This window comes from Streptomyces sp. NBC_01433, assembly GCF_026340105.1.
Lineage (GTDB): Bacteria > Actinomycetota > Actinomycetes > Streptomycetales > Streptomycetaceae > Streptomyces.
In genome coordinates this window covers 69689-93280 of the sequence record NZ_JAPEPM010000004.1, presented here as the reverse complement: position 1 = coordinate 93280, position 23592 = coordinate 69689, and the positions used below count along the sequence as shown (strand labels likewise).

The window sequence follows — 23592 nt, the reverse complement described above, 5'->3', positions numbered from 1 at the left end:
GGGGCCGCTGCATGTCCGGGTACCGCTGTCCCTTGTGGGGCTAGCGCTGCCCCGGGACATGGTTTCTGTCACCGGCAGCGCGGCAGAGCAGAGCCAGTTGCCCGAACGGCGGCCACCACCGTGACCAATCTGAGTACCTTCAAGCAACTGGAGTTGACGACGTGAAGCGAAGCCTACGCCGCAAGATCGAGGCAGCCAGCAACGAGACGTGGAACCCCCGCCGGAACAACTCGCGCGGCCAGGTAACTGTGGTGATGTCATTCCCCGAGAGCGCGTTCCCCGACGCTCCGCAGTGGCACCCCGGCCCCGGGTTCGAGGTCACGGCAGGCGCGGGAACCGACTACGCCTGGCTGCGGAACAACCCGGACGGCACGTCCACCGCCGTCGTGGCCGGCGTCGGGCCCAAAGAGCGCCCCGCCGCCGACGGAGGAGCATGGACCGAGCCGGAGGTGTGGACGGCCAGCGCCCCGACCGGCGGCTCATTCATGGACAGCGGCGCCCTGTGGGACAAGCCCCATCGCATCACCTGGCTGCTGGATGATCCGGAAGCCGTGATCCACCGCCAGCCGTACAACGAACACCCATCCGCCGTCATGCACGAATACTGGGAGACCTTCGAGCAGCGATGGGGCTTCATCCCGGGTCGGATGTCTCGGGGCCGCTACCCCTTCGCCGACCGCCGACGCTTTGTCGTCCTCCACGCCGAACCGGGCTGGGACAACCTGCCCAACGAGGTAGAACTCCTCAACGCCACCATCCTGCTGGCCCGAACGTTCGGCGGCACACCTCGGGTCTACGGCTACGACCCGCAACGGCGCGCCACTCGCGACCCGATCGAGACCGTCACGGACGTCACGCTCCGCAATATCGTCAAGCGACACGGCCTGACCAGCCGGTGACCCGACCTGGTTCCCCTCACGCTTCCCGCCCCGAAGCCCGCGTCCGACCCCGGCCCCGGCCCCGCACCAGCATCTCTGTGCGGGGCCGTCGGCGTCCCCCCGCCCCGGGCCGCACTACCCGACGCCCGGCGGGCCTGAGCGGCTTGGCTGCCCGCCCCCATCATCGGCGCTGCCGAAGAGGTAGGCCACCGGCCCGGCCGGACCGCACCTCCACCCCGCTCTTCCCCCCAGGCCGGGACGGCCAGTGTGGGCGTCTCCGAGAGCCTTGGTGGTTGCGGTGCTTGGCCGGGCGGCAGCCAAGGTCACGGCACCCGCCGCGCCCCGTACAGCGCAGGGGCCGACTGTCGGCGGGCCTCTCCCTCTCGTCATTCCGGAAGGAACCCCCCTGCCATGACCCATACTGCCGTCCTGCCCAACCAGCCCCGTACAGCCCGGACGGACATAGCACCGCTGACACGGCCGGATCACGCCGACTATCTCGCGCTGCTCGCGCTGACCACCTCCAGCGGTCGCCTGCCCGCCGGGACCGGTGAAATCCTCACCATGGACCCAGTGGGCCCGCTGTCCACCCACGGCACAGCCCTATGCTTGACCGCTCGGCTACGCCGAAGCACCAACCCGAAGCCGGTCGGTGCCGTGTTCGCCTCGTCCCCGGACTTGGCCTTCCAGCACCCCCTGGTGCGCGCCGACCCTGGCCTGTCCCACGTGATCTCCCGGACCGTGCTGCTCGTCTACGGCGTGGCCGTCGCACCGGCCCGCCGTAGGCAGGGCATCGCCCGCACCCTGCTCACCGAGACAGAAAACCGTGCCCGCGCCACCGGGTACCGGATGACCACCCTCATCCACACCCCCGACCTCGCCCTGTTCTACGAGCGGCTGGGCTACACCACCGCCCACCAGATCACGATCGCCATGCCCGACGCCGCCATGGGGCTGACCCAGCCGCCGCCGTACATGACTGCCGTCAAGGCCCTCAGTCCCGACGTGCAGGTCCGCACACTGCCCGGCGCGCCGGGCCCGGTCGTGACCGGCCTCCTGCCCAGCTGGCACCTGCCGACCGGCGCCTGATTGGAGGACGGCCGCCTCATCGCCTGACCCGAACCGCCACAGTCGACGGCCCGCCCCCAGGAATCTTCTGAGGGCGGGTCGTTCCGCGTTCCTGCCCCCAGCCCCGGGCCCAGGTGCGGCCGAGCCCTGCTCCCGCGCCCTCAGGTCTGAGCCGCTTCGGCGCCTGCCCGCCACAACGCGCCCGCACCCCGCCACTTGCCGGCCGCCGTGTCACGGCACGGATCACCGGCCCCGGGCTGCGATCCCCAACGGGCTCATCGAGCGGTTCAACCAGGAACGCCAGGAGGACACGCCGCTACCACACCTCCGGGCCGGTAGCCCGGCACTACGACACCCCGCCGCCCCGCCCCCGGCCACCCTGCGTCGGCCCTTGCCCACAGTCAGCGTTGCCCCGCTAACCCTGCACCCCGCCACGGTCCCATCGCAGGGCCATCCCGGCACCCGCCACGCTCAGGACCGAAGGGCACCCCAACATGACCGCACTGGCACCCAACATCACGATCCGTCCTGTCCGCGCTTCCGAAGTCGATGTATTCCGCAGGCTGACCCTGTTCATCGACCTCAAGCTGACCCCCGACCAACTGCCTCGCGTCTTCGAGGACATTCACATGGTGCTCCAGCACGAAGGTGAGCCGTTCTCCCACGGCCTGCACCACTTTCTGCTCGCCGAGACATCCGACGGCACGCCCGTGGCCGCCGCCCACACCGGTCCGCCTCTGTGGATGTTCCGCAACCCGAGCATCCTCCCCCACATGCAGTCGTCACTGCTCAGGCGAATCAGCAACATCGACACCATCGCCGTAGACCCCGCCTACCGCGGCCAGGGCATTGCTCGCAGTCTCCTCTCCCGCGTCGAAGACGACTTCCGTAACGCAGGCTACGCAGCGCTGACACTGCGTCACGAGCAGGACAAGAAGCACTTCTTTACCCGCCACGGCTTCACCAGCTTCCCCCGGCTGGCCATGGACCTGCCGCCGGTAGGACTGGTCACCGAGGCCGATCGGGCATGGAAGTTCGCCGTCAAGCCGCTCACCAACGACGTCTCTTTCACCACCATGCGCGGCCTGACAGCGGTCACCGGCCTCCTGCACTAACCCCCGGCCGCCACATCCGCCCCCGTGCGTAGCGTCCATGCCGCACGGGGGCGGACCCGCCTGCCCCTTCGAACCGCACCACGCGCCCCCATATGGGCCGTCCTGTCGGCTGCCCAGGTTGCAGCCCTAACTCCGCATCTCTCAATCATGCTTGTGTGTCCCCATACATTCTGGCTTCCAGGAGGTCCCATGATTCAACCCACAACTGCACTTCTCGCAGTCGCTGATTTCAACGATGCCCGTCTCGACGAGGACGAGATCGTGGCCTTTGCGGCCAGCGGTGCCACGGTGGTTGGTGAGCCTGGTACCTGGCAGCCCTCACCAACAGGGGACGAGTGGGAGGCTCACAGCGGCGATCACGGCGATGAAGAACTCCTGGTGGCGCTTCGCCCCCAACTGCCTCGCCCGCCTCAGGTTATGGGCGGCCAGTGGGGAGCAGTCGTCACTTCGCAACCGGTCCCAGCCGACCCGGACGCTGATTCGTCGATGCCCGCGTTCGTGCACGCCGCCCGCCACGACCCGGCTCGCACCCTGCGTGAGGTCCAAGCCAAGCGTCTGTTCATGCAGAGCTGGCGGCAGCTAATCGCCGAAGTTGATTCAGAGCCTGTCTCCGAAAGGAAGCAACTGCTCGCTGGGATCCGTCACGGTCTGGACCAAGTCGCTTTCCGCATAGCTGCCGCGCACCACAAGCACCCGGACTACCAGCCGGAGTGGCCGTTGTAGAGACACGTTCGGAGGCGCCCCAGGACGCTGGAAGTGCAGTCCGGTGACAGCTATGGCCCCACCCATGCCACCTGGAATGACAGAGCCCCGGCCCCCGACGCCCGCAGCCTGCGGTGTCGGGGGCCGCCCCATTTCGAGCCCGCCCCAAGACGGTCACTGCCCGTATGGGCGACGGTCTGCGCGGAGCCCTCGCGCTACCGCACGATGCGTGCCGCCGACGGATCGATGATTACCTGGCTGCCCCAGCGCCGCCCCACCCGTCGTGCCCCGGCGCTCCCCGATCAGGAGTTGCGCGGCTTGGCCTCGCCCGGGGCAGTGTTGGTGAGGCCGAACGGACGCTCCCGCACCCCCACACCGTGCGGTCGAGCCCCATCCAACCCTATGGATTGAGGTACATCCTGATGTCCAGCTTGCCCCGCACCCCGCAGACCATCGCCCGCACCGTGCAGGATCTCCTCCACGCCATCAGCGCGGGCTCAGTACGCAACACCTACCCGAAGGGCGCCGGGACCAAGCCCGTGCCGGTCGAGCTCACGCCCGCCGAAAGGGCCGTTGCCGCCTCCCAACTGGCTGACGTCTTGCAGGAGTGGGGCGACGTCGACCCAGAAGGCCGCAACGCGTGGGAGACCGCATTCCTTCAGGACGCCGAAGCAGACCCGGAAACGTACGCTGGCCGCCACGGACGCCGCCCGGCATCCATCCCGGCCCGCTGACCACCGCCCACCACCCGGTCCCGAACCCCCGGCGCCCCGCCCCGGGTTCGGGACCGCCGTACGTTCAACCGCGCCAGCGCCGCCCCACCCGTCGTGCCCCGGCGCTCCCCGATCAGGAGTTGCGCGGCTTGGCCTCAGCCGGGGCACTGTCGGTGGCGCCGCACCCTGACCGATCGGAGCCCCGTTCATGCCCCTGACCCGCAAGTTCGACCCGACCTCCCCCGATGGGCAGCGCATTGCCGTCCTGGCCCGCCAGATGCTCACCCTCGGAACCGACTGGCCCGGCACCGAGACGGTCACCATCCTCAACGAATGGTTCGCCGAGACCCTCGGCATCGACCCCAAAGGCCCCGTCTACCAGGTCGATGCTGTCCCGCCCTATCTGATCTCACCGGACGCGACCGTCGAGAACGTAACCGAACTACTCCTTCGCGCGGGCCCCGCACTCCACAACCCCCACCGTCCCGATCACGCCGACGAGTTCACGGCCGTCACCGACACCGAGTGCTGCGACAGCGACTGCGTCACCGTCCACCTCCCCAACGCGTCCGCATCCCGGGCCCGCTTCGCCCTGGCCTGGCTGCGCCAGGCCGGATACGACACCACCGAACACAACCCCTGGACCGTGCTCGGACGCCTCCTCCACGTACGCCACGGCGTCATCCGCGAGACCCCCACCCACGCCCCCGCCGAAACCCACGCCGCCCAGCACCTGTGGTTCCAGGGCTTCACCTCCCCGGCCATCGACGCCTACGCCTGCGTGCACACGGAGGTGCTCGGCCCGACCCCGCCCGTCCCCGTGACGTGGCGCCCCGGCTGGCTCAGCATCGACATCGCCGCGCCCCAGGACACCACCGCGAAGCAGCGGAAGAAGACCGCCACCGCGATCGCCGACACCTTCCGCACCGCCAATTGGCAGGTCGACCGGCGCGGCCCCGAAGCCCTCCACATCCACCCGCCGGTGCCTCACAACAGCCCCAGCCCCGGCTCGGCCGGCGGCTGCAGCGACGAACCACCGTTCTGACCAACCGCACCGCATGCGCCCTTCTTGGGGACGCCCACACCCCGAGGAACGGCCCCGCACGCTCCCGCGTGCGGGGCCGTCCGCGTACGCCTGCCTCCACCCCCTTCGTCCCGCTCCGATCCGGCCCCCTCGCCCTGTCGTCGTTGCCTGGCTAACCCACCGCGCCCCGCCCCGCCGGGGGATCTGACACCCACCCGTATGCCCCACGAGCCCGCCGCGCCGCCCCTCCGAGGCTCTGGTGGCCGCCTGGGGGTTGCGTGGGCGTGGCCACCTGCCAGACATTGTCGGCCCCAACGCAGAGGTAGGCCACCGGGCCGGCCGGACTGCTCCGCCTCCAGCCCAGAACCCCCGCGCACCCGCCGCGGGTTCGGGGCCCGTACGTCCAGCTGACCGCCAGCCTTGCGGGGCTTGACCCCGCCCGGGGCAGTGTCGGTGTCGCCGGAAGGACGCTCCCGCACCCCCCTCACCGTGCGGTCGAGCCCCGGCCGCCGGGCCGCCCCCACCCCCCTGGGGCGGCCCGGCACCCCTTCCTCACGGCACGCCCCGGCCACCGGCCCCGCATTCCGAGTCCCGCCACCGCCCGCAACTCCCAGAAGAGGCCGCATCATGCCCGAGCGCATCGTGACCATGCCCGGCAGCACCGACCAGTTCGTGCTCACCGAACGCCCCGCCCTCACCCTCACCGACCGCTACCGGCCCCTGCCCAACGGCATGGACCACACCCACCTCACCGTCGCCCCCGCCCACCAGGTACGCACCGGCGACGTCGTCACCGCCTTCTTCACCGACGGCCCCGGCATCCGCCGCGCCGAGCACGTCCCCGAGGCGTTCGCCGCGCACCCCCGCCCCCTCGGCACCTGCCCGGAACAGTGCGAGGAGTGCGAGGACACCAACTCCCGTGCCGCTGCAGACCGGTACGTGTGCCTGGACCCCGCCGACGACCAGGCGGACTGCATCATTGTCTTCCGCAACACACCCGTCGCGATCGTCCCCGCCGACACCGCCGCCCGCTTCCCACCCCTTCACTCCACCCCGCAGCTCCCGGACCTGTTCACCCTCGACGACGAGGAGACCGGCCCGTACGAGGCGCTTCCCGTCCCCCGCGGCTGGAGCCCGTTCGCGACGATCAGCGTCACCCGAGCCATGGCCGAGAAGATCGCCGCCGACGTCCCCAGCACCCGCGCCGGCCGCCACCTCAGCTTCCGCTGGCTGCACGACACGCTGCTCATCTCCTCCGACCCGCGCCTGCGCACCGACCCCGGCCGCCCGGGCCGCCTCATCCAGCCCGACGCCGACGGCCGCTACCGGATCGGCGGCCTGTGGCGGTGGGAGGAATGGTCCGTGCCCTCCTGCCCGGACTGCTCGACCGAGACCGAGCCGGTCGACGTCGAGGGGGAGAGGGCCTGGCGCTGCACGGCGCCCGACTGCACCCGCCGCACGTACGGCACCGGCGACCCCGACGACGACGATGCGCTACCGCCGTACACCGAGACTGACGAGGACGGCGCCCAGATCGTCTACCACGGGAGCGGGGAAATCGACATCGAGGCGACCGCCGAACTCGCCGCCCAGGACGGCCCCGACGAGGACGAGCAACACGCCGAGTGAGGACGACTCCCCGGCGCAGGAGACCACGCCGAGCACGGCGACCACGACCCAGGCACCCGCACCGGCCCCGCGCTCCGGAACACCACCGTTCCAGAACGCGGGGCCAGGGGTGGCGCGCCGCCAGCCCTGGCCCCGACACCCGCCGCGCTATCGACAAGATCCGCCGCAGGCGCACCGACCTCATCTGAAGCCTGGTGAGCCGGGCAGGGTTGCGGCCCTTGCCGGCCACCCGACCACAGTACGGAGCACCGGCCCGGGGGACCAGTGACCCACCAGCCCCGACCCCTCGGGCCGCTCCCTTAGCACGCCTGCCCGCACCACACCCTCACCATCCCTCTGTAGGAGATGACCCGATGGCACTTCCTGAACTGCAACCGCTGGCCGATGCCTTGCAGAGCCTGTTCGACACCTACCCCACAGATGACGGCACCGTAATGCTGACCCTCGCTCTGGAGTCCGGAGGCGAACACCATGCAGTGTCACTCCAGCCGGGCCAAGCCGATTGGCTGACCAACCTCATCCGACGTGAGGAAGCCAGTTGCCGGAACGCCCACTCAGATGAGAACGGAGTGTGCGAGCACTGCCAAGGGACCGGTGCTGTGGGATGGAGGAAGCCACGAACACCCCACGCTGTGAGTAACCGGCCCCGGCTTCCCTTCACCGCCGACACGAGGAGTTTCACTATGCCTCAGCCCCCGCCTGCCGTTTCCGGCAAGTCCGTGCAGCCCGCCGTGAGTGAGGAGAACAACATGGCCCAGGCGTCGGCCGCGGAGCTGACCGCGACCCTGTACATCAACCGCTCCGACTCCGAGTGCGGCCACTGCCACAAGCCCACCTCGATGAGCGCACACCGTCACACCGACGTATCGGGATGGACACCGAAGCCCGGCGGTGGATGCGGGGCACGCTTCGTGAACACCGCCAGCCACAACTGGACCATCACTCCTGACGACCTGCGCCACTCCCGTCCTGACCTACCCGTACGTGACAACTCCACGCCCTGACCGGGGCACCGACGAAGCCTGCCGCGCTTGCGCCGCAGCCGACTGACCACCCGCCGCTCCGCCTGCCCCCGCCCCCGGCTCCCCCGGGGCGTAGCCACGCCCCAATGAACGTTGAGTGAAGGAAGTTCGACTATGTCTGGATTCACTGCCCTGGTCGTCAAGCCGGTCATCGATCACCCCGTGGACACCCCGGACCGCCCCCAGCACAAGCGTCTGATCCTGCCCACCGACCCGGATGTTCAGGCTGACTGGCTGTATGACGAAGTCGGTGGGATTCCCGAGGCCGCCACCTGGCACCGTTCCCTCACCATCCACGTCCACGACAACGGCCAGAACCTTCCCCTGGAGCCGAACGCGGTGCTGTGGACGCTGGCCAGTGTCTGGCGCGGGGCGCCGCTCGACTATCTGCCGTACGGGGCGGGCGTGATCACCGGCCCGGAGAGGGCGGACAGGGAAGCCTACGAAGAACTGCCGCCGCAGCTCGCCGAGCAGACCCTCAAGATGGTGGACGCGGCCACCGACTGGTGGATCGCGCACGACTACGACCTGCCGATCTGGGCGCACGATCCGACCCGGTCCGCCTTTCGCGAAGCGATCGTGCACACCCGCAGGGCTCTTTAACCCACCACGACCGGTCCGCCCCGCCGGCTGGCAGAAACCGACGGCCCGCTCCCGATCTCGGGGCGGGCCGTCCCGTCGCCATGCCCGCCCCGGCCCCCGTCACGCACGCCCGGGACTCGCACCAGCGGCCCCGCCACCGTTTGCGCGGCTTGCCGGCCGCCGCCCCACCCTGCGCGTGCACGACGTCCTGTGCACCGTCCGACCCCGTCCAGGAGCAGGAGAACACCCCATGACCGTGACCCGATGGTGTATCAGCACCCACAGCGGCAAGATCATGACCACCCTGTGGCCCGACCGCTCGTACGCCCCGGTCAACGTCTACGAGAACGGCTGGCTCGTCCGCGTGAAATTCCGTGTAACAACGGGAGAATGCCGGACCTGCATCGGCGCCGGATGCGGGAAGCCCGAAGTTAAACCGTCCTACGAGGGCCCGTACTCGCGCGTCCCCCACGAAGTGATCACGCGCGGCCGGATACTCATGCCCGGCTGGCAGGCGGACCCCGCCGAACCGGTCGCGTACACCCCCTCCCCGCAGCCCGCCAGCGTCTGAGGGCCCGCCCCAGGACGGTGCGGGGCTCTCGGCGCGATCCGGGGAACCGTGCCGTGGCTCAAGTTCGCAATCTCAACGCCCCGGCTCCCCGCACCTGCGGGAATCCACCCGCAGGGCGGACTCAACACACAGACCAACTGTCTTGCTGTTGGTCTCCTCGCCGTCGGTGAGGTAGCGCTCCTCAACGCTTCATTGCTGCTTGTGCCTGCTGGTGGCCCGTCCCGATCCTTCCGGGGCGGGCCATCGGCGCATCCGGCCGCCGCCCAGAGTGGCGGCGGCCGGGGTGGGGGTTGCGGGGTTGCGTGTCTTGATCTGTCCCGCTCCAAGGTTCCGGTCGTCAACCACTTCTGGTCCGGCCCGTGTTCGGGCTGACCGGCCCCCTGAAGGAGCCCCGCCATGCCCCAGTCCCAGACCCTGCCCCGCCCCGCTTCGATACCCGCCCCCGCCCCGCTCCCGCTCCGTACCGCGAGGGACTACACCCCCTTCGCTGACCGTGCCGAGCGGTTGCGTGCGCAGCTCGCCGACTTCTGGGGCAAGCCCGTACGCGGCCTGCCCCGGGCCGTGGACCTGATGACGTCCATGTACCTCACCGCGACCGGCCGCGATCTCATCGAGGACCCTCACGCGATCGGCTTGTGCTTCAGCATGTGCGACAACTTCGCCGCCGCGTACCGGACCAGCGACGTGTGGGTCGCCCCTCACAGCATGGCTGACCGTATCGCCCGCCACCCGCTGGTGAACCAGGCCAGCGTGATCGTGGGGAGTCTGGAGGACGCCGCGCCCGCCCGCGACGGGCTGGTCTACTTCCCCACCCCGATCCAGCTCGGCCACCTGCACCCGGTCCACGGCCTGGCCTGGCACATGGAGGGCACCGGCAATGACCTCGCGTTCACTGTCGAGACGATCACTGCCACCCAGTTGCTGCCCACCCGACTGCCGCCGATGGTGGCCGCGTCCACGAAGCTGCCTCTCGCCCCGTACTGCCCCAACGGCGTCTCCACCCTGGTCGACGGGGTCTTGGCTGGCTACGGCAACCCGGACACATTCGGGGCGCCTGACCCGGCTACCGCCCTGGCACTGGTGCTGGCGTTCTGGGAGCTGCGCGCCCCCATCGCACGCGACGACGACGGGCCCTGCGACCCCGACACCGTCGAGGACACCCTGACGGTCTTCCAGCACGCTGGGCCGGGCCACGGCACGAAGAAGTCTGCCCACGGACGCAAGGGCAAGCGCGCCAAGCAGTCCCCGCGCAAGCGGCGCATCCGCATCATCCGCGAACCCGCCCACGTCCCCGCCACGGCCCCCCGGCCCCAGCCGACGGACGCCGCCTCTCCCGACCTGGCCGCCGAGCACATCCCCGAGCCGAACTGGCGGGACGACACGCTCCGCTGGAAGGTGTCGAAGAAGTACCAGAACCGCTGCCCGAACCCGCACCAGCACCGCGCCATCATCGAGGCGGGCGGGGAGTGCAAGCCGGTCCTGGTCCCCGTCGAGGCGCACGTCAACGGGCCCAAGGGCCGCGACGTCGACCCCCGCCGCACGGTGCGGATCGTCCCCGAGCGCCCCTGACACACCCCCGCCCAACGACCCGCCCGCCCTCGGCCCCGGTACCGCGTTCGCGGTGCCGGGGCTGCCTCAATCCCGCCGTTTGCCGCGCCCATGCGAGGAACGATCCGCTCGCTCCCGCAGTCGCCGAGCGCGCCCCGGCCCGGCGCGTCTGCCCCTCCGAAGGCCGCCCCTGTCGCCCCGCGTCCGCCGCCCCCGCCCGCCGTGCTCTCACCGTGCAGGTTGGTGGGTTGCGGGTGTTGGTGCGCCAGGGGTCAGGGTGCGGCGTGCCGGGCCGAGGCGAGCGGCGACCACCAGATCCCGCCGCTACGACCCGCTTCCCACCATCAACCCCCCTGCCCTGCTCGCTTCCGTTGAAGGAGAGAAACCCGCATGTCCATAGCCACCTCCGCCGCCTCGCTGCACCCGGCGGTCGCGTCCGCCGCTTCCCCATCCCCCGCGCCCGCCCAGCTCGCCCCCACTGTCACCGCGATGTCTGCCACAACAGCGCCCTCCGGCACCCGCACTCGCAAGAAGCCCCGCTACCCGCAGATCCCGGCCCTCGCCGGGAACGCGAACGTCCGGGCGCTGCTCGCCCACGGTATCCACCCCGCCAGCCGGCAGCCCCTCGCCGATACGCCGGGCACTGACTGCGGGACCTGCACGCTCTTCTACCGACTCCAGCTCCCCATACCCGATGGTGACAGCGCCGTGCAGCAGCGCTTCAAGTGCGCCATCGCCCCGGTCAGCTGCCGCGGTCGTCAGGGCATCGACCTGCGCCCCACCAGCGCCGATCAGCCCGGCACTCCCGCCTGCACCCTCCATTGCACGCACACCGACTGGCCGTTCGACCCCGAAGGCCACGGCCAGAGTGCCGCCGACGCGATCGGCCACGCCGAGGACCACCCCGACGAGCGGGGTGTCTACGCGAAGTACCGGGTCTTCGGCTTCGACCTGGAGCACCAGCGCCTCTGGGTCGAGTTGGAGGCCGAGATGATCCCGAACCCCGCCGCCGACGGGGGCCGCACCCAGCGCGTGCCGCAGCCGCAGCGCTCGCGCCCGGACAAGCCGCACCTGTACCGGTTCTGGACCCCCTTGAATCGGCTGCACACCGCCCACATCACCCACCCCCGCCCTGACGGTGCGGGGACGTGCGCGCACCCCCTCGTCCGCAGCGGCCGCGTCCGTCTCAGCCCGCCCGCCGCCTGACGGCCCGACCCGCACTCTCCCTGCCCCGGTACCGCGCTCGCTGTGCCGGGGCACCTTGGCACTCCCATGTCCGCTTCCCGCCCGCGCCCTGGCGCAGGGCTCCTCCGGTTGCCGCGCTTGGCCCCTGCCGGGACAGCGTGCTGCCACCCCGAGCTGCTGCCCGTCGGGCAGCACCAGCGACACGAGAGGAAGGCGACACATGGCCACCGACCAGGGCAGCGCATTCGCCGCCGAGATCGCCAGGCTTGCCAAGAAGTACAGGGGCGTTGACAGGGCCCAGACCACCACGAAGAGCGGCCACACCATCCTCCTCACCGGCATGTTGGGTGGGAACGTCGGCGCCATCGACATCACCACCCCGGACGGCCACAAGGTCCGCCGCGCCGACGGCTGGAAGGTCGGCGAGACCTACGAGGTCGCCAAGTTCCTGTGGGATTTGATGGAACAGGACAAGGCCAGGGCAGCCGAACGCGAGCGCCTCGCGGGCCTCAAGTCCGTGAGCATCACCTCGGCGAACGCCACCGGCCCGGCGTCCAACAGAAAGACCAGCAGGTATCACCTCACGCCCGAGCAGCTCGCCCAGCTGCTCACGCTGGCCGAGCAACTGGCCGCCGCGAACGCGGCCGACACCGTGGCCGAGTGAAGGGGACGCACCGACCAGTACGCGGTCGGTGCGTCCCCACGCTGCGCGACTGGTCTAGCCACGGCCCGCCGGCCCCGCGACCAGCCCGGCGCCCAGGGGGCCGGTTCATGCCCGGCGCCCCTTACAAGGACCAGACCGCCCCCGCCTCTTCTCGCTGCACGGCCCGTCCCGTCTCCGTGGGGCGGGCCGCCGCCCGCGCGGCAATGTTGCGGGTCTTGCCGGCCACCGGGACACCCTGCGGACACCGACCGGGCCATTGAGGGCCAATTCGCATCCAGGCCGCTCGCCTCCCCCTCTCCAGCCGAAGGACGCCCATGCCCCGCCTGACCCGCCAACAGAACGCCCAACTAGACCGCATCGAGCACTTCCTGAAACTATCTCTTGCCGAACTGACCCACGACCGGACCGTCGTCACGATGAAGTCCGGAGGGGCCACGACCGTGGAGTTCCACAACGAGTTGAGTGCCGAGTGGATCGCGCCCATCCGCCCGGCGTCGCTCGCCTACCTCGACCACGCCATGCGCGCCGTCGAGTCGATGCGCCGCGATGCCGCGCCGAGGAAGGCAGGCCCGCAGTAGCCGCCCACCTGGCCCTCCCCTTGCCCGGGGGAGGGCCGCACGAGCTCGTCCGTGGCGGCCACACCCTGCCTGGCGAGGTGGCAGGACTGCGGCGCAGAGCGAGACGGGCGAGAGCCCAATCGTCGTACCAGGCGCCGACGGCGGAGCGTCGGGCCGTTCGCACGCTCCCAGTCCCCACACCGGCACACCGGCCCGCGCGATGCCCCCCCGGCCCGGCTGCGTGAATTGCTGACCATGCCGAACGGCTGATCGTCCCGCCTACCGGCCACTGGCCCCGAACCCCCGGAATCCGTCCCGGTCCGGGGCCGCCGTACGTTCCGCCGCCCCGCCTCGGAGCGCTTCGCGCCCCGACGTTCCCCGACCAGGGGTTGCGGGGCTTGCCCGGCCCCACCTCACAGTCCGTCCCAGGCACCGAGGCAACCCGCCAGGTCTCAGCTGCCTTCAGGCCCCCGACACCGGCTTCTTCGCCCCCGGCTGACTCCGCTCCGTCGTGATGGAAGTGATCAGACGGCTATTCCTGCGGAACTGCGCCGACCTTCGTGAAGACCAGAGTTGCCTCGCTAACCCACCCCAGCCACACCATGCCTCCACCACCTCAAACCCCATGAAAACAGGAAGAATTGAGGTCACAGGCATGCCTCAGTACGTCGACCCGAAACCGCCGTTCACCGTGAACGGGGTGACGCTGACCCGCCACCCCGAGCGCGCCGTCCGGGTCAACCGCATCGCATCTGCGCTCATCGTGCTAAGCATCACGGTGCTGCTCGCAACCTTGGCCGCGTTGACCACCACCGTCATCTACGGCAGCCTTACTCGAAGCCGCGACTGGCACGATCTGCTGAACTGGTGGCACCCGGCCATGTCGTCCTTCGCTCTCCTCCCGGCGGTCGTCTACGCCTGGCGCTTCAACCGCATCAGGGTCGCTTGGCACTTTGCCGGATACCACCTGGGTACCGAGGAGCTCTACCTGCGCACGGGGCTGCTCACGCGGAAGCTCACCGTCGTGGCGTACGCACGGATCCAGGAGGTGAACGTCGAAAGTGGTCCCATCCAGCGGCACTTTGACCTCGCCACAGTGACGATCACGACTGCGGCCGGGGGTGAGGCAATCGCTCACGTTGACCCGCAGACCGCACAACGCCTTCGGGAGCGACTGATCGAACTCGCCCGGGAGCGGAGGCTGCCGGTATGAGCCAGCCCCCCCTCGAAGGCCGACTTCACCCGGTCACCCCGCTGCGCCGGAGCTGGGCCGTCCTTGCCGCCCTCGCGACCCTCGCCTACCAACAGCACGACATTGTCAGCTTCCGCCCGGAGGCCGCGACGGGCCCCGGCACCATCAACCTGCCTCTGTGGGGCGCTTGTGCCGCCGCCGTGGTGATCGTCTCAAGCACGGTCGGTCTGTTTGTCGCCGCATGGCGGCACAGCCACTACATCCTCGACGGAAGTGTTCTGGCGTACCGAAGCGGACTGCTCTTCAAGGTCCACCGACACTGCGAGCTCGACCACGTCCAAAGCGTCGACATCCTGCGACCCTTCCTCGGCCGTTTCATCGGTGTCTGCACACTCCGAGTTGTCATGCCCGGTACAACCATGGCTCTCTCGTACCTCACCAACACCCAGGCACGCGCCCTCAAGGCACGCATCCTGGCCGAGGACACGTCGGAGGAACGGCTCTATCAGGTCAAGACCAAGGACTTGATCCTCGCTCTGCTCCTGGACCTCAGCACGAACCTCTGGTCACTTGCCCTTGCCACAGCAGCAGTCCTTCCCTACGTCCTCTCCGGCTCACTGCTGACGCTGTCAACCCTGATTGCGTTCGCGCCCCGAGTCTGGAAGCTGACAGGAAAGCGACTCTTCGTCTACAGCGGCTGGTCCGTCACCCGCATCGCTGATGGCGCCTACCGCACCGACCACGGCATGTTCGACGCCCAGCAGTACACCTACAAGGACTCGCGAATCACCTCCGTCGAGCTACGCCAGCCGATTCTGTGGCGACGCCTTGACTGGGTCGAGGTGCGGGCAGCCGTTGCGGGAGCAGCCCAGGCCGGAATTTTGATCCCTGTCTGTCCCCGCACGGTCGCGGAGAAGATGGTGCTGCACCTTCTGGGCCCGGACGCCGTATCCCACTTGCACGACCCCTTGCAGGTCCCACCAGCTGCCCGCAAGGCCACTCCGTGGCACAGGGCCCTCGGCTATCGCCTCACCAGTGGCCATTTCACGGTATGGAACGGTTTCTTCCTCCGTAACGTGACCACGGTCTGCCCAGTCCATCGCGTGCAGTCCGTCACCACCCGTCAGGGCCCGTGGCAGCGCAGGCTTGGTCTTGCGAGCGTCGTCGCCCATCTGCCCGGCGGCGGCAAGGTCTGGGCAGCACATCGCACCACAGTCGAAGCTGCTGACATCGCGACGCACCTCCACCGGAGGTCGCTGGACGAAGCCCCGACCAACCCAGGCAGCAGCGTTGGTCAGGCTGCCGAACCCGTCAGCTGACCACCCTCGTACTACCCGCACTGCGTACACGGCCCGTCCCGTATCTCGGGGCGGGCCGTCCGCGCGTCCGCACATGAGTCGCGGGCCTACGCGCCCCTACCTACGTGCCGCTCCGGGCCAACCGACGGAATTCGCTGACCTGGCGTTTTAAGGGATGGTGGTCAAGGACCTTCCCCTGCTTACGAAGGTCATTTCCCTGAACGGTCGGTATGCCAGATGTGCGCGTGTTCGGGGAGGGGCTACGCGGAGACGAGCTTGACGACTCGATACGCTTCCTGGAGCAGCATAAAGACCACCTCGTCGCCATCCTCCAGGTCCGGGTGCCATTGAGCGGCGGCGGTCCGGTAGAGCGTCTTCGGGGCGGCCGGCACGTGCGTTTCGGCGCCCGCGAGTTCGTGCAGGAGTGTCCGGGCGGTGGTCGTCGGAAGGGGCCGACGTGCGCTGATGCCCTGGAAGACCGTGTGGTACTGCTCGATCCGTCTTCGGTGCAGCCGCTCGGTCTCCGTGCTCCGACGGCGTTCGGCGAGCACTCCGGGCCCCACTCGGTTCCGCCAGGCGGCCTGCTTGCAGGCGTCTGAGCACCACCGCGGCGCTGGGCCGCGGCGTTTAGGTCGGTTCCATCGCATCTCGCACCAGCCACAGGTCAGCCGCTGGACCTCCGACCTCTGCGCCGGCACCGACCGCTCTGCCCTGGCCACATCCACCCCACCTCGTCGTCCTCCTGGGAACTCGTAACGCGGCAGACTGCGCGCAGTTGCGCAGACTCCAGAGGAATCACTCGGCCGTGTTACGAGTTCGAAGGCCGAGCGAAGGCGAGGTCCGAAGGCTCGAACAGGCAGAAACCCAGAGGGAGGACTTCCCGCAACTGCGGCCGTCGTTACGAGTTTTCACTACCCAGAACGCGGCAGGAGCCCATCCCTCATCCCCAGAAACTCGTAACACCAGGCGCATGTCCCTTCAGGCATGCCTGCGGGCAGACACGACTCTGCAACCAGGAGGTTGAGGTGCCCAGCCGCCACTGATGAGGACGATCACTGATGAAATGTCAGATTGGCTACCCCAATTTCGTCGGTTGGCCCTCCGGGCTGCCGGGGCCGGCCAATGCCGCCGTCCCCTCCCGCCCCTGGGGCGGGGAGTTGCTGGGGTTGCCCCCTACGCCCCGATGGTGAACCCACCCGCCCCGCACCAGCCCCGCCCCCGAGGCCCGTACCGCCACCCGGCAGTACGGGCCTCAGCCGCACCCCTCCCCGCACACCCGCCAGCGGACACTCACGTCCTGCCCGGCGCCGTGCCCAGTCCACGCCGCGCGCGGTCCTTTCCTGAGCTGGTTCCCGCCGTCCGTGCCGTTCCCGCCGCCCCGTCGCCCCGCTGCGTGCCGTGCGTGTTGTCGGTGTCCGGTCTGCTCTGGTCCGGCGGGTTTCCGGGGGTGACGGCTGCTACCCGGCTGGTGTTGCGCGGCTTACCGGCCGCGACTTCATGGTGTGCCCACCGGATCGGGCCACACCGGCCCGACCAGCCCGAACACCGGGTACAGCCGAAGGAGTTACCTGTCATGGCGCACATTGTTGATGCCGTCCTGCTCGCTGCTCTCGTATTCACCGCGTTGACTTGGGCGCTGGACCTGGGGAGCCGTATGACCCAGCTGATGACCGCGTCGGTCGTGGTCCTTGCGCTGAACGTCGCGGCCATCTGGCAGGAAAAGCCCTGGTACGTCGTCGCCTTCTACGGCGGCCTGATGGGCTTCGTCTTCCCGGCACTGCGCCGGGAGAGCATGCGCCGCAAGGCGGCCAAGCGCACGGTCTCGAAGTCGGCGACCTGACCCCTGGCACCCCCATACCAGCAACCACCGTGCGGTCTGCCCCGGAACACCCCCGGGGCAGACCGCACGTGCGTTTCCTCCGGCCTAAGGACCCTCGTCAGGGACGTCGGGGTTTGCCCTAACCGGTGACAGCCCCCAGGGGGGGTGCGGGTTGCAGGTCTAGGCCGCGTGCCGAACACGCTGCCCGCCAGCGGCCGGACATCTCCGCGCCGGACGCACCCCACCCCTCGGAGGGCAGCAGCCATGACCGCATCCGACACCACCACAACCGCCGAGCACGGCGGCCCGGCCGCCGGACACCCCGGCCCGGCAGAAGGGACACCCGTGCGGAACACGTGGGCCCCAAGCGCAGGGCACCGACGGCCCGTGCTGGCCGTCGCCGGCGGCACCGCCTCGGGCAAGTCGAGTCTCGCGCGGGCGTTGGCACGCCGCCGCCCCGAGGCCGTGGCACTCATCCACCTGGACGACTTCTACGTGCCCGCCAACGACCCGCAGCGCGGGATGCGCACCGTGAGCGCCACGGGTGCCGACATCCTGGATTGGAACCACCCCGGGTCCATCGACGAGACCGCCGCGGCCGCCGCGGTCGATGCGGCCGCCACCAGCGGCGACCACCGGCTGGTCGTGGTGGAGGGCCTGTTCGCTCTTGCCCTGCCCAAGATCGTCAGCCATGCCACCTGGCAGGTCTACGTCGACGCCCCCGACGACATCCGCCTGGCCCGCAAGCTGGTGCGCAAGATCGAGGTACAGCACCAGGACCCGCTGATCTCCCTGCGCAACTACCTGCTCAGCGGCCGCGAGCGCCACGCAGAACACGTCGCCCCCTCCCGGCACCGGGCCGGGCTCGTACTGGACGGGACGAAGCCGACAGCGGACCTGCTGGCCGCAGTTGACGACCTGATCGGTGCACATCTCACTCGCACTGACCGGCACGGCAACAACTCTGAGCAGACCCACGCCCCCACCAACTGACCGCCGCTCCGCGCCCGGCCGGTACCCCGTCGTACGCGCACCCGCCCCGCGCCTCCGCCGCGCCGGTCGAGGCGCCTGTTCGATATCACATCCGGGTTGCCGTTCTTGCCGGCCGCGCCCCGATGGTGAACCCGCCCGGCCACCACAGCGACCGGCACCCACCCCACCCGCCTGCGGGCCACCGCCCCCGCCCAGTTCCCCGGAGCCTCCCCATGACCGTGACCACGCTCGACGACCTGCGCGCGACCGCCCTCAAGAGCCTTACCACCGCCGGGTTCACCGACGTCACCACCACCGCCGCCCGCAACACGTTCGTCATCGCCACCGTCCCCGCCGCGCGCTCCACGTGGGCCGACTTCGCGCTCGCCTCCCACACGGCACTGCGCCTGACCGACCGGGCAGGCCGCGCCCGGTACGCGCTCTTCCCTGCCCCCGACGACAGCAAGCCCTACAGCCGCACCGTGTACTTCCGCGCCACCGGCCCCGGCCTCGCCGAGCAGCACGCCGGACAGGTCCTCCGCCGCACCGTCCGGATCGTCCCCGGCCACACCACCGAGGCGGACATCCCCAAGGCGCTCGCCACCGCTCTCTTCGACGACTCCCGGCGCGCGGGCGACATCACCGTCACCCGCCTCGCCTGACCCCCAACCCGGCCCCCTGCCTCTGCGAGAGGCAGGGGGCCGTTGTCCTGCCGCACACCCTGGCCCGGTCCCGCCCGCGCCCCCCGGCGCCCTGACCCCGCCGCACCGCGCGGGCGCCGACCGCGCCCGTGCCCGCGCCGACCGTGAGGCGGGCTGGGGCAGTTGGGGTCGGCCTGCCCGGCAGCCCCGCCCCACGCGGGCACAGCGAACCCCCGCCACGCCCGCCCGCGCCCGCCCGCGCCCGCCCCGCAGGGTTGCGGGTTGCCGCCCTTGCCCGGCCCCGGGCCATGGTCAGCACACCGGCCGGCCCGGGGAGCGGTGATCACCAACCCGCCCGCCGGGCCGCCATCAGCCAGCCGACCCGGCTGCACGCACCGCGCGTACGAAGAGCCCTCGCTGACCGAGGCGTCCGCGCACACAGCCAATTCCACGTCCTTTGAGGAGACCCGTCATGGGCTACGACATGTACATCCACGATCCGATGACCGCCAAGGAAGAGGCCGCCTACCAGACGGCACGTGCGGCGTTTGACGAAGCGGTGCGCGAGCGTGACGAACTCCCGCATGGTCTGGCCGAGTACCAGGCGGCCAGACAGCGCCTGGACGCTGCGAAGGCGCGGATGAAGCAGGAAGACCAGCCCGCCGCCCTGACCAAGATCATGATCGAGGCGGGCGAGGTGATGCGACACCTGGCGGTGTCGCACCCCGGATATCGGGCCGCTCAGCAGAAGGTCGACGAGGCGTACGAGGCGATGCAGACGGCTCACACCTCGTACTTCCGTCTCAACATCCACGGCATGGGCGCGTACCGGACCGTCATGGACGAGCTGGGCATGCTCGTCACCGGATACCAGAAGCCCCGCTTCCCTGATCTGCCGGACGGCGTGACATGGGAAGACGTCGACGCCGCCGAAGAGGAGACGAACCCCGAGGTGGCTGACGTACTCCCGATCAAGACGGCGGCTGCCACCTACGTCATGGAGCTCAATGCTCACCTCACCTGGTATCTGGAACCCGCGTCCGGGATCGCCGTGCACAAGCTCGGATCGAACGACGGGTGGCTCGTCACCCCGCAGGAGATCGAAGCGGCGCTCGCGGCCTACCGGACCCACGGCGCAGACCGGGTGAAGACCCTCCTCGCCGCCGAACTCGGTGACGAGGACGACTGCACCAGCTACTGGATCGAGTGGATCGCCTACCTGGAGCGCGCCAAGGCTCGTGGCGGCTTCAAGGTCTGCTGACCCCTCCGGCCCCGGCCTGTATCCGCACCGTCGCGAGCCCCGTCTTGCCCGGCTCCCGTCCTCTCGCGGGGATGGAAGCCGCCTGATCGCCGGACGCTCCGCCAGCTGACACACGCAGCACGCCGCCGACATGACCCGCCCCCTCACACGGGGGCGGGTCATGTCACGTCCGCCCCCACATCCCGCCGCCCCGCGCCTCCGCTGCCCCTCCGCCGCGCTGGTCGGGGCGCCCGCCCGGTATCCCGTCAGGGTTGCCGGTGTTGCCGGCTGCGCCCTGACAGTGTCACCACCCCGCCGCACAGCCCGCCCTCGGAGCCCCGCGGCCCCCACCTCTGGAAGGCAGCCCGGCATGTTCCTGCACCTGACGACCCTCCTCGACCTCGACCAGAACCCGATAGGCACCGTCGACGCCCAGTTCGTCGGCGGCGCCTTCACCAGCACGTTCATGATCGTGGCCACCGAACCCGACCGCACCGGTAGCCAGGTCGCCCTCCACCCCTACGGCCCGTTCACCACCCCCGACGACGCCCGCGCCTGGGCCGCCGCCCACCTCGCCCCGTACATGACGTACACGATCGCCCCCCTCACCGCCCCCCACACCAACGCCGAAGGCAACGCCGAACGCCGCACACCGATCCGCCACTCCACCACCGCCCGCCCCGCCCGCGCGAACACCATCGCCCGCTACTTCAAGCCGTTCGACCTGACCCGCCTGCGCCACACCACCCCGACCGACACCCCCCGCCACGGCTACACCGCCCGCGAAACCGAGCACCCCGAGCTCGGCCCGGTCGTCGAACTCACCGCCCTGGGCCCCGACGACTACCAGCGCGACCGCGACCACAGCCTCATGCAGACCGTCCTGCGCCACAACCACCCCCGCTACGAGGTCACCGACCAGGGCACCCACCTCCTGGTACGCCGCCTCTGCGACGCCGAACTCCACGCACGTGCCGACCAGGCCGCCGCCCGCGTCGCCCCGCACATCACCGCCCTCACCAACAGCACCCCGCCCCCGGCCCCCGGCGAGACCGCCGCCGACGCCGCGCACACCCTGTTCGACGCGATCCTGCGGGATGCGCGGGAAGTGGCATCCGACGACCCCGACGACTCCGACCTCATATACGAGATCCAGGACATGGCCCCGCACGACGCCCTCGCCGCCCTCAAGAAGGCGTTCCTGCCCTCGGACATGATCGAGCCCATCGCAGAAGTGCTTACCCTCCTGGCCCCGCACACCTACACCCCCCAGGCGGGCTGAACGCGCCGCCCGCCCTCGGCCAGCCCGCCGGCCCGGCCCGTGCGGGTTGCGGCTGTAAGGGCGCTCCCGGTCATGGTCAGCGCATCGGCCCCTGGGGGAGCGGTGACCACCAACCCGCCCCCCGGCCCGGTCCGCTTCCCGTCTTGCTCACCCCGTCTGGAGACGCCCATGCCCACGAGCACCCCTGCCCCCGCGCTCCCCGAGTGCGTGACCGTCATCATCTGCGCCGAGTGCGGCACCCACCCCTTCACCGCCGCTGCGGACCACACGTTCCGCTGCCCGTGCGGCAGCTGGATCACCGCCCGGGACATCGACCTGGACGGTGCGACCGTGTGGGCCGTGACCCGGACCGGACACCTGGCCTACCTGCCCGACCCCGCCGACGCATGGGAGCGGTACGTGGAGGCGCGCACCGTCATGGACGACCCGGGCCAGTGGGAACCCGGCCTGGACGACGCGCACCGCGCATTCCGCGAAGCGCTCGCCGAACTGGAGGCCGCGCAGCTCCTCGCAGCGCAGCTCCCCGACGGCGCAGACGTGCAGATCGGGCGCGTCTACCTCGCCTGTGTCCTCAACGCGGACGGCACGCTCAGCGGCTCGAACGCATCGGCCCTGGGGTGGCCGTGCGAGGCGTGCTCGCCCCGGGCGACCGACCCGTATTACCAGCAGCGCTACCCCTGCCGGAACCCGCGCGGCCACGCCTGGACGCAGGTCCGCGACTGGGAGCGCAACGTCAACACCCATCGCAACGACCGCTACGTCGTCCGCTCGCCGCTCGCCCCGGACCTCCCCACCGCCCGCCGCCTGGCCGCCGAGAAGTGCGCCGCCCGCGCCGCCGTTCTCACCGCGTAACCCCTCCCACCCGCCGGGGCGCGGCACCCTCGCCGCGCCCCGCTCGCGCCCGTCGCTTCCTGATGCGCCGACTCCCCGACGCCGAGCCCGCGCCATCAGGAGTTGCAGGTATTGGCGTACGCCCGGCCACAGTCAGCCCACCGGCCCCGGGGGAGCGGTGACCACCCTCCCGCCCCCTCTTCCGACCGGCCGCCCACCCCCGACCAAGGACGCCCACGGCCCGGCACGAAGCCCAGCCCCCGCGCAGGTCACACGCCACCCGAGGAAGCCAATGGCCATCACGCTTACCAAGACCACCGCCGGACGCACCCACCTCCACACGGCCATCGCCTACGACGCCCCCGGCAACAAGTTCATCAGCATCCAGCATGTCTGGAACGGCATCGAGACGGTCCACAGCACCGAGATCCTCTACGCCGGGGACGGCATGGTCCTCGCCGGTGACGCCGAAACCCAGCTCGCACCGATCATCCAGACCCTGGACACCGCCCTGCGGCACGGGACGGCCGTGCTGGAGGTCATCACCGACCACGTCGCGGCCTCACACCCCCTGACCATCCAGCGGTACTACAGCTACGCCGGCCGCCACCTCACCGACTCAGCGTTCAACCAGGCAATGTTCGGCCACGCCCCGGCACTGCTCGCCGCCACCGAGCGCACCCGGCAGGCCAGCTACACCACCTCCCTCCAACACGTGCAGAACGTGATCGACGAGCGCCGGGCGGAAGACGAGCGCTCCGCCGCCCGCATCGCCCAGGAGATGAAGACCCGCGCCTTCTGGATCCGCCGCCACCGTGAGCACCTCGCCATGGCCCGCGGCTCCCGCCGCGCAGGCGAACACAACTGGCACGCCTACGCCCTCAACGCCGCCGCGTTCGACCGCACCCAGGCCGCCGCCATCCCCACCTAGACACCGGCCCCACCCCGACCCCGCCCCTCACGGCCGAACCACTCCGGCCAGGACTGCCGACCCGCCCCCGCCGTCGACGTTCAGCACGCCGGTACTCCAGCCCCGAGCCCACGGGGGCGCCAGACCGC

24 protein-coding genes are annotated in these 23592 nt (G+C 70.5%); 23 read left to right on the top strand and 1 reads right to left on the bottom strand.

Annotation, left to right across the window (positions count from 1 at the left end):
* Nucleotides 1–161: 161 nt before the first annotated feature.
* The 16 genes from OG413_RS40025 (at nucleotide 162) to OG413_RS39950 (ending at nucleotide 15769) form a co-directional block, all read left to right on the top strand.
* On the top strand, nucleotides 162–899 hold the full coding sequence (locus OG413_RS40025; RefSeq protein WP_266814477.1) for a hypothetical protein: 738 nt from the start codon (nucleotides 162–164) through the stop codon (nucleotides 897–899).
* 390 nt (nucleotides 900–1289) lie between these two features.
* Nucleotides 1290–1967: a GNAT family N-acetyltransferase gene (locus OG413_RS40020; RefSeq protein WP_266814475.1), complete on the top strand. Its 678-nt coding sequence runs from the start codon at nucleotides 1290–1292 to the stop codon at nucleotides 1965–1967.
* Nucleotides 1968–2440: 473 nt separating this feature from the next.
* Nucleotides 2441–3061, top strand: a complete 621-nt coding sequence (locus OG413_RS40015; RefSeq protein ID WP_266814473.1) for a GNAT family N-acetyltransferase — start codon at nucleotides 2441–2443, stop codon at nucleotides 3059–3061.
* A gap of 189 nt (nucleotides 3062–3250) precedes the next feature.
* A complete protein-coding gene (locus tag OG413_RS40010; protein ID WP_266814471.1) occupies nucleotides 3251–3784 on the top strand; it encodes a DUF6221 family protein in 534 nt (177 codons plus the stop codon).
* Between the two features lie 401 nt (nucleotides 3785–4185).
* A complete protein-coding gene (locus tag OG413_RS40005; RefSeq protein ID WP_266814469.1) occupies nucleotides 4186–4497 on the top strand; it encodes a hypothetical protein in 312 nt (103 codons plus the stop codon).
* Between the two features lie 187 nt (nucleotides 4498–4684).
* Nucleotides 4685–5521 (top strand): hypothetical protein, encoded by an 837-nt coding sequence (locus OG413_RS40000; RefSeq protein WP_266814467.1) that lies wholly within the window; start codon nucleotides 4685–4687, stop codon nucleotides 5519–5521.
* 606 nt (nucleotides 5522–6127) lie between these two features.
* On the top strand, nucleotides 6128–7129 hold the full coding sequence (locus OG413_RS39995) for a hypothetical protein (protein ID WP_266814465.1): 1002 nt from the start codon (nucleotides 6128–6130) through the stop codon (nucleotides 7127–7129).
* Nucleotides 7130–7812: 683 nt separating this feature from the next.
* The gene (locus tag OG413_RS39990) at nucleotides 7813–8133 is read left to right on the top strand and encodes a hypothetical protein (RefSeq protein ID WP_266814463.1); all 321 of its coding nucleotides are present in this window, start codon (nucleotides 7813–7815) and stop codon (nucleotides 8131–8133) included.
* Between the two features lie 132 nt (nucleotides 8134–8265).
* Nucleotides 8266–8754 carry a hypothetical protein gene (locus OG413_RS39985; RefSeq protein ID WP_266814461.1) on the top strand — a complete coding sequence of 163 codons (489 nt, stop codon included), beginning with the start codon at nucleotides 8266–8268 and terminating at the stop codon, nucleotides 8752–8754.
* 229 nt (nucleotides 8755–8983) lie between these two features.
* On the top strand, nucleotides 8984–9304 hold the full coding sequence (locus OG413_RS39980) for a hypothetical protein (protein WP_266814459.1): 321 nt from the start codon (nucleotides 8984–8986) through the stop codon (nucleotides 9302–9304).
* A gap of 396 nt (nucleotides 9305–9700) precedes the next feature.
* Complete coding sequence (locus tag OG413_RS39975) at nucleotides 9701–10873, top strand: hypothetical protein (protein WP_266814457.1); 1173 nt, start codon at nucleotides 9701–9703, stop codon at nucleotides 10871–10873.
* A 369-nt stretch (nucleotides 10874–11242) separates the two neighbouring features.
* Entirely contained in the window at nucleotides 11243–12058 is an 816-nt protein-coding gene (locus OG413_RS39970; RefSeq protein WP_266814455.1) for a hypothetical protein, read from the top strand.
* A gap of 199 nt (nucleotides 12059–12257) precedes the next feature.
* Nucleotides 12258–12701 (top strand): hypothetical protein, encoded by a 444-nt coding sequence (locus tag OG413_RS39965; RefSeq protein WP_266814453.1) that lies wholly within the window; start codon nucleotides 12258–12260, stop codon nucleotides 12699–12701.
* A gap of 314 nt (nucleotides 12702–13015) precedes the next feature.
* Nucleotides 13016–13279, top strand: coding sequence for a hypothetical protein (locus OG413_RS39960; protein WP_266814451.1), 264 nt, complete (start codon nucleotides 13016–13018; stop codon nucleotides 13277–13279).
* 679 nt (nucleotides 13280–13958) lie between these two features.
* On the top strand, nucleotides 13959–14471 hold the full coding sequence (locus OG413_RS39955; RefSeq protein ID WP_266814449.1) for a PH domain-containing protein: 513 nt from the start codon (nucleotides 13959–13961) through the stop codon (nucleotides 14469–14471).
* Nucleotides 14468–15769, top strand: coding sequence for a PH domain-containing protein (locus OG413_RS39950; protein ID WP_266814448.1), 1302 nt, complete (start codon nucleotides 14468–14470; stop codon nucleotides 15767–15769). The genes OG413_RS39955 and OG413_RS39950 overlap by 4 nt, the downstream gene beginning before the upstream one ends.
* Before the next feature lie 239 nt (nucleotides 15770–16008).
* Here the strand turns inward: OG413_RS39950 and OG413_RS39945 are convergent, their stop codons facing one another.
* Nucleotides 16009–16299 (bottom strand): J domain-containing protein, encoded by a 291-nt coding sequence (locus OG413_RS39945; protein WP_266814446.1) that lies wholly within the window; start codon nucleotides 16297–16299, stop codon nucleotides 16009–16011.
* 1022 nt (nucleotides 16300–17321) lie between these two features.
* On the opposite strand from OG413_RS39945, the gene OG413_RS39940 reads away from it, so the two are divergent.
* The 7 genes from OG413_RS39940 to OG413_RS39910 all read left to right on the top strand — a co-directional run bounded on the left by OG413_RS39940 (nucleotide 17322) and on the right by OG413_RS39910 (nucleotide 23464).
* Nucleotides 17322–17588 (top strand): hypothetical protein, encoded by a 267-nt coding sequence (locus OG413_RS39940; protein ID WP_266814444.1) that lies wholly within the window; start codon nucleotides 17322–17324, stop codon nucleotides 17586–17588.
* Nucleotides 17589–17954: 366 nt separating this feature from the next.
* Nucleotides 17955–18560, top strand: coding sequence for a uridine kinase (locus OG413_RS39935; RefSeq protein ID WP_266814442.1), 606 nt, complete (start codon nucleotides 17955–17957; stop codon nucleotides 18558–18560).
* 212 nt (nucleotides 18561–18772) lie between these two features.
* Entirely contained in the window at nucleotides 18773–19201 is a 429-nt protein-coding gene (locus OG413_RS39930; protein ID WP_266814440.1) for a hypothetical protein, read from the top strand.
* Between the two features lie 451 nt (nucleotides 19202–19652).
* On the top strand, nucleotides 19653–20441 hold the full coding sequence (locus OG413_RS39925; RefSeq protein ID WP_266814438.1) for a hypothetical protein: 789 nt from the start codon (nucleotides 19653–19655) through the stop codon (nucleotides 20439–20441).
* 349 nt (nucleotides 20442–20790) lie between these two features.
* A complete protein-coding gene (locus tag OG413_RS39920) occupies nucleotides 20791–21702 on the top strand; it encodes a hypothetical protein (RefSeq protein ID WP_266814436.1) in 912 nt (303 codons plus the stop codon).
* 168 nt (nucleotides 21703–21870) lie between these two features.
* Nucleotides 21871–22554: a hypothetical protein gene (locus OG413_RS39915; RefSeq protein ID WP_266814435.1), complete on the top strand. Its 684-nt coding sequence runs from the start codon at nucleotides 21871–21873 to the stop codon at nucleotides 22552–22554.
* Nucleotides 22555–22825: 271 nt separating this feature from the next.
* Nucleotides 22826–23464 carry a hypothetical protein gene (locus OG413_RS39910; protein WP_266814434.1) on the top strand — a complete coding sequence of 213 codons (639 nt, stop codon included), beginning with the start codon at nucleotides 22826–22828 and terminating at the stop codon, nucleotides 23462–23464.
* The last annotated feature ends 128 nt before the right edge of the window (nucleotides 23465–23592 follow it).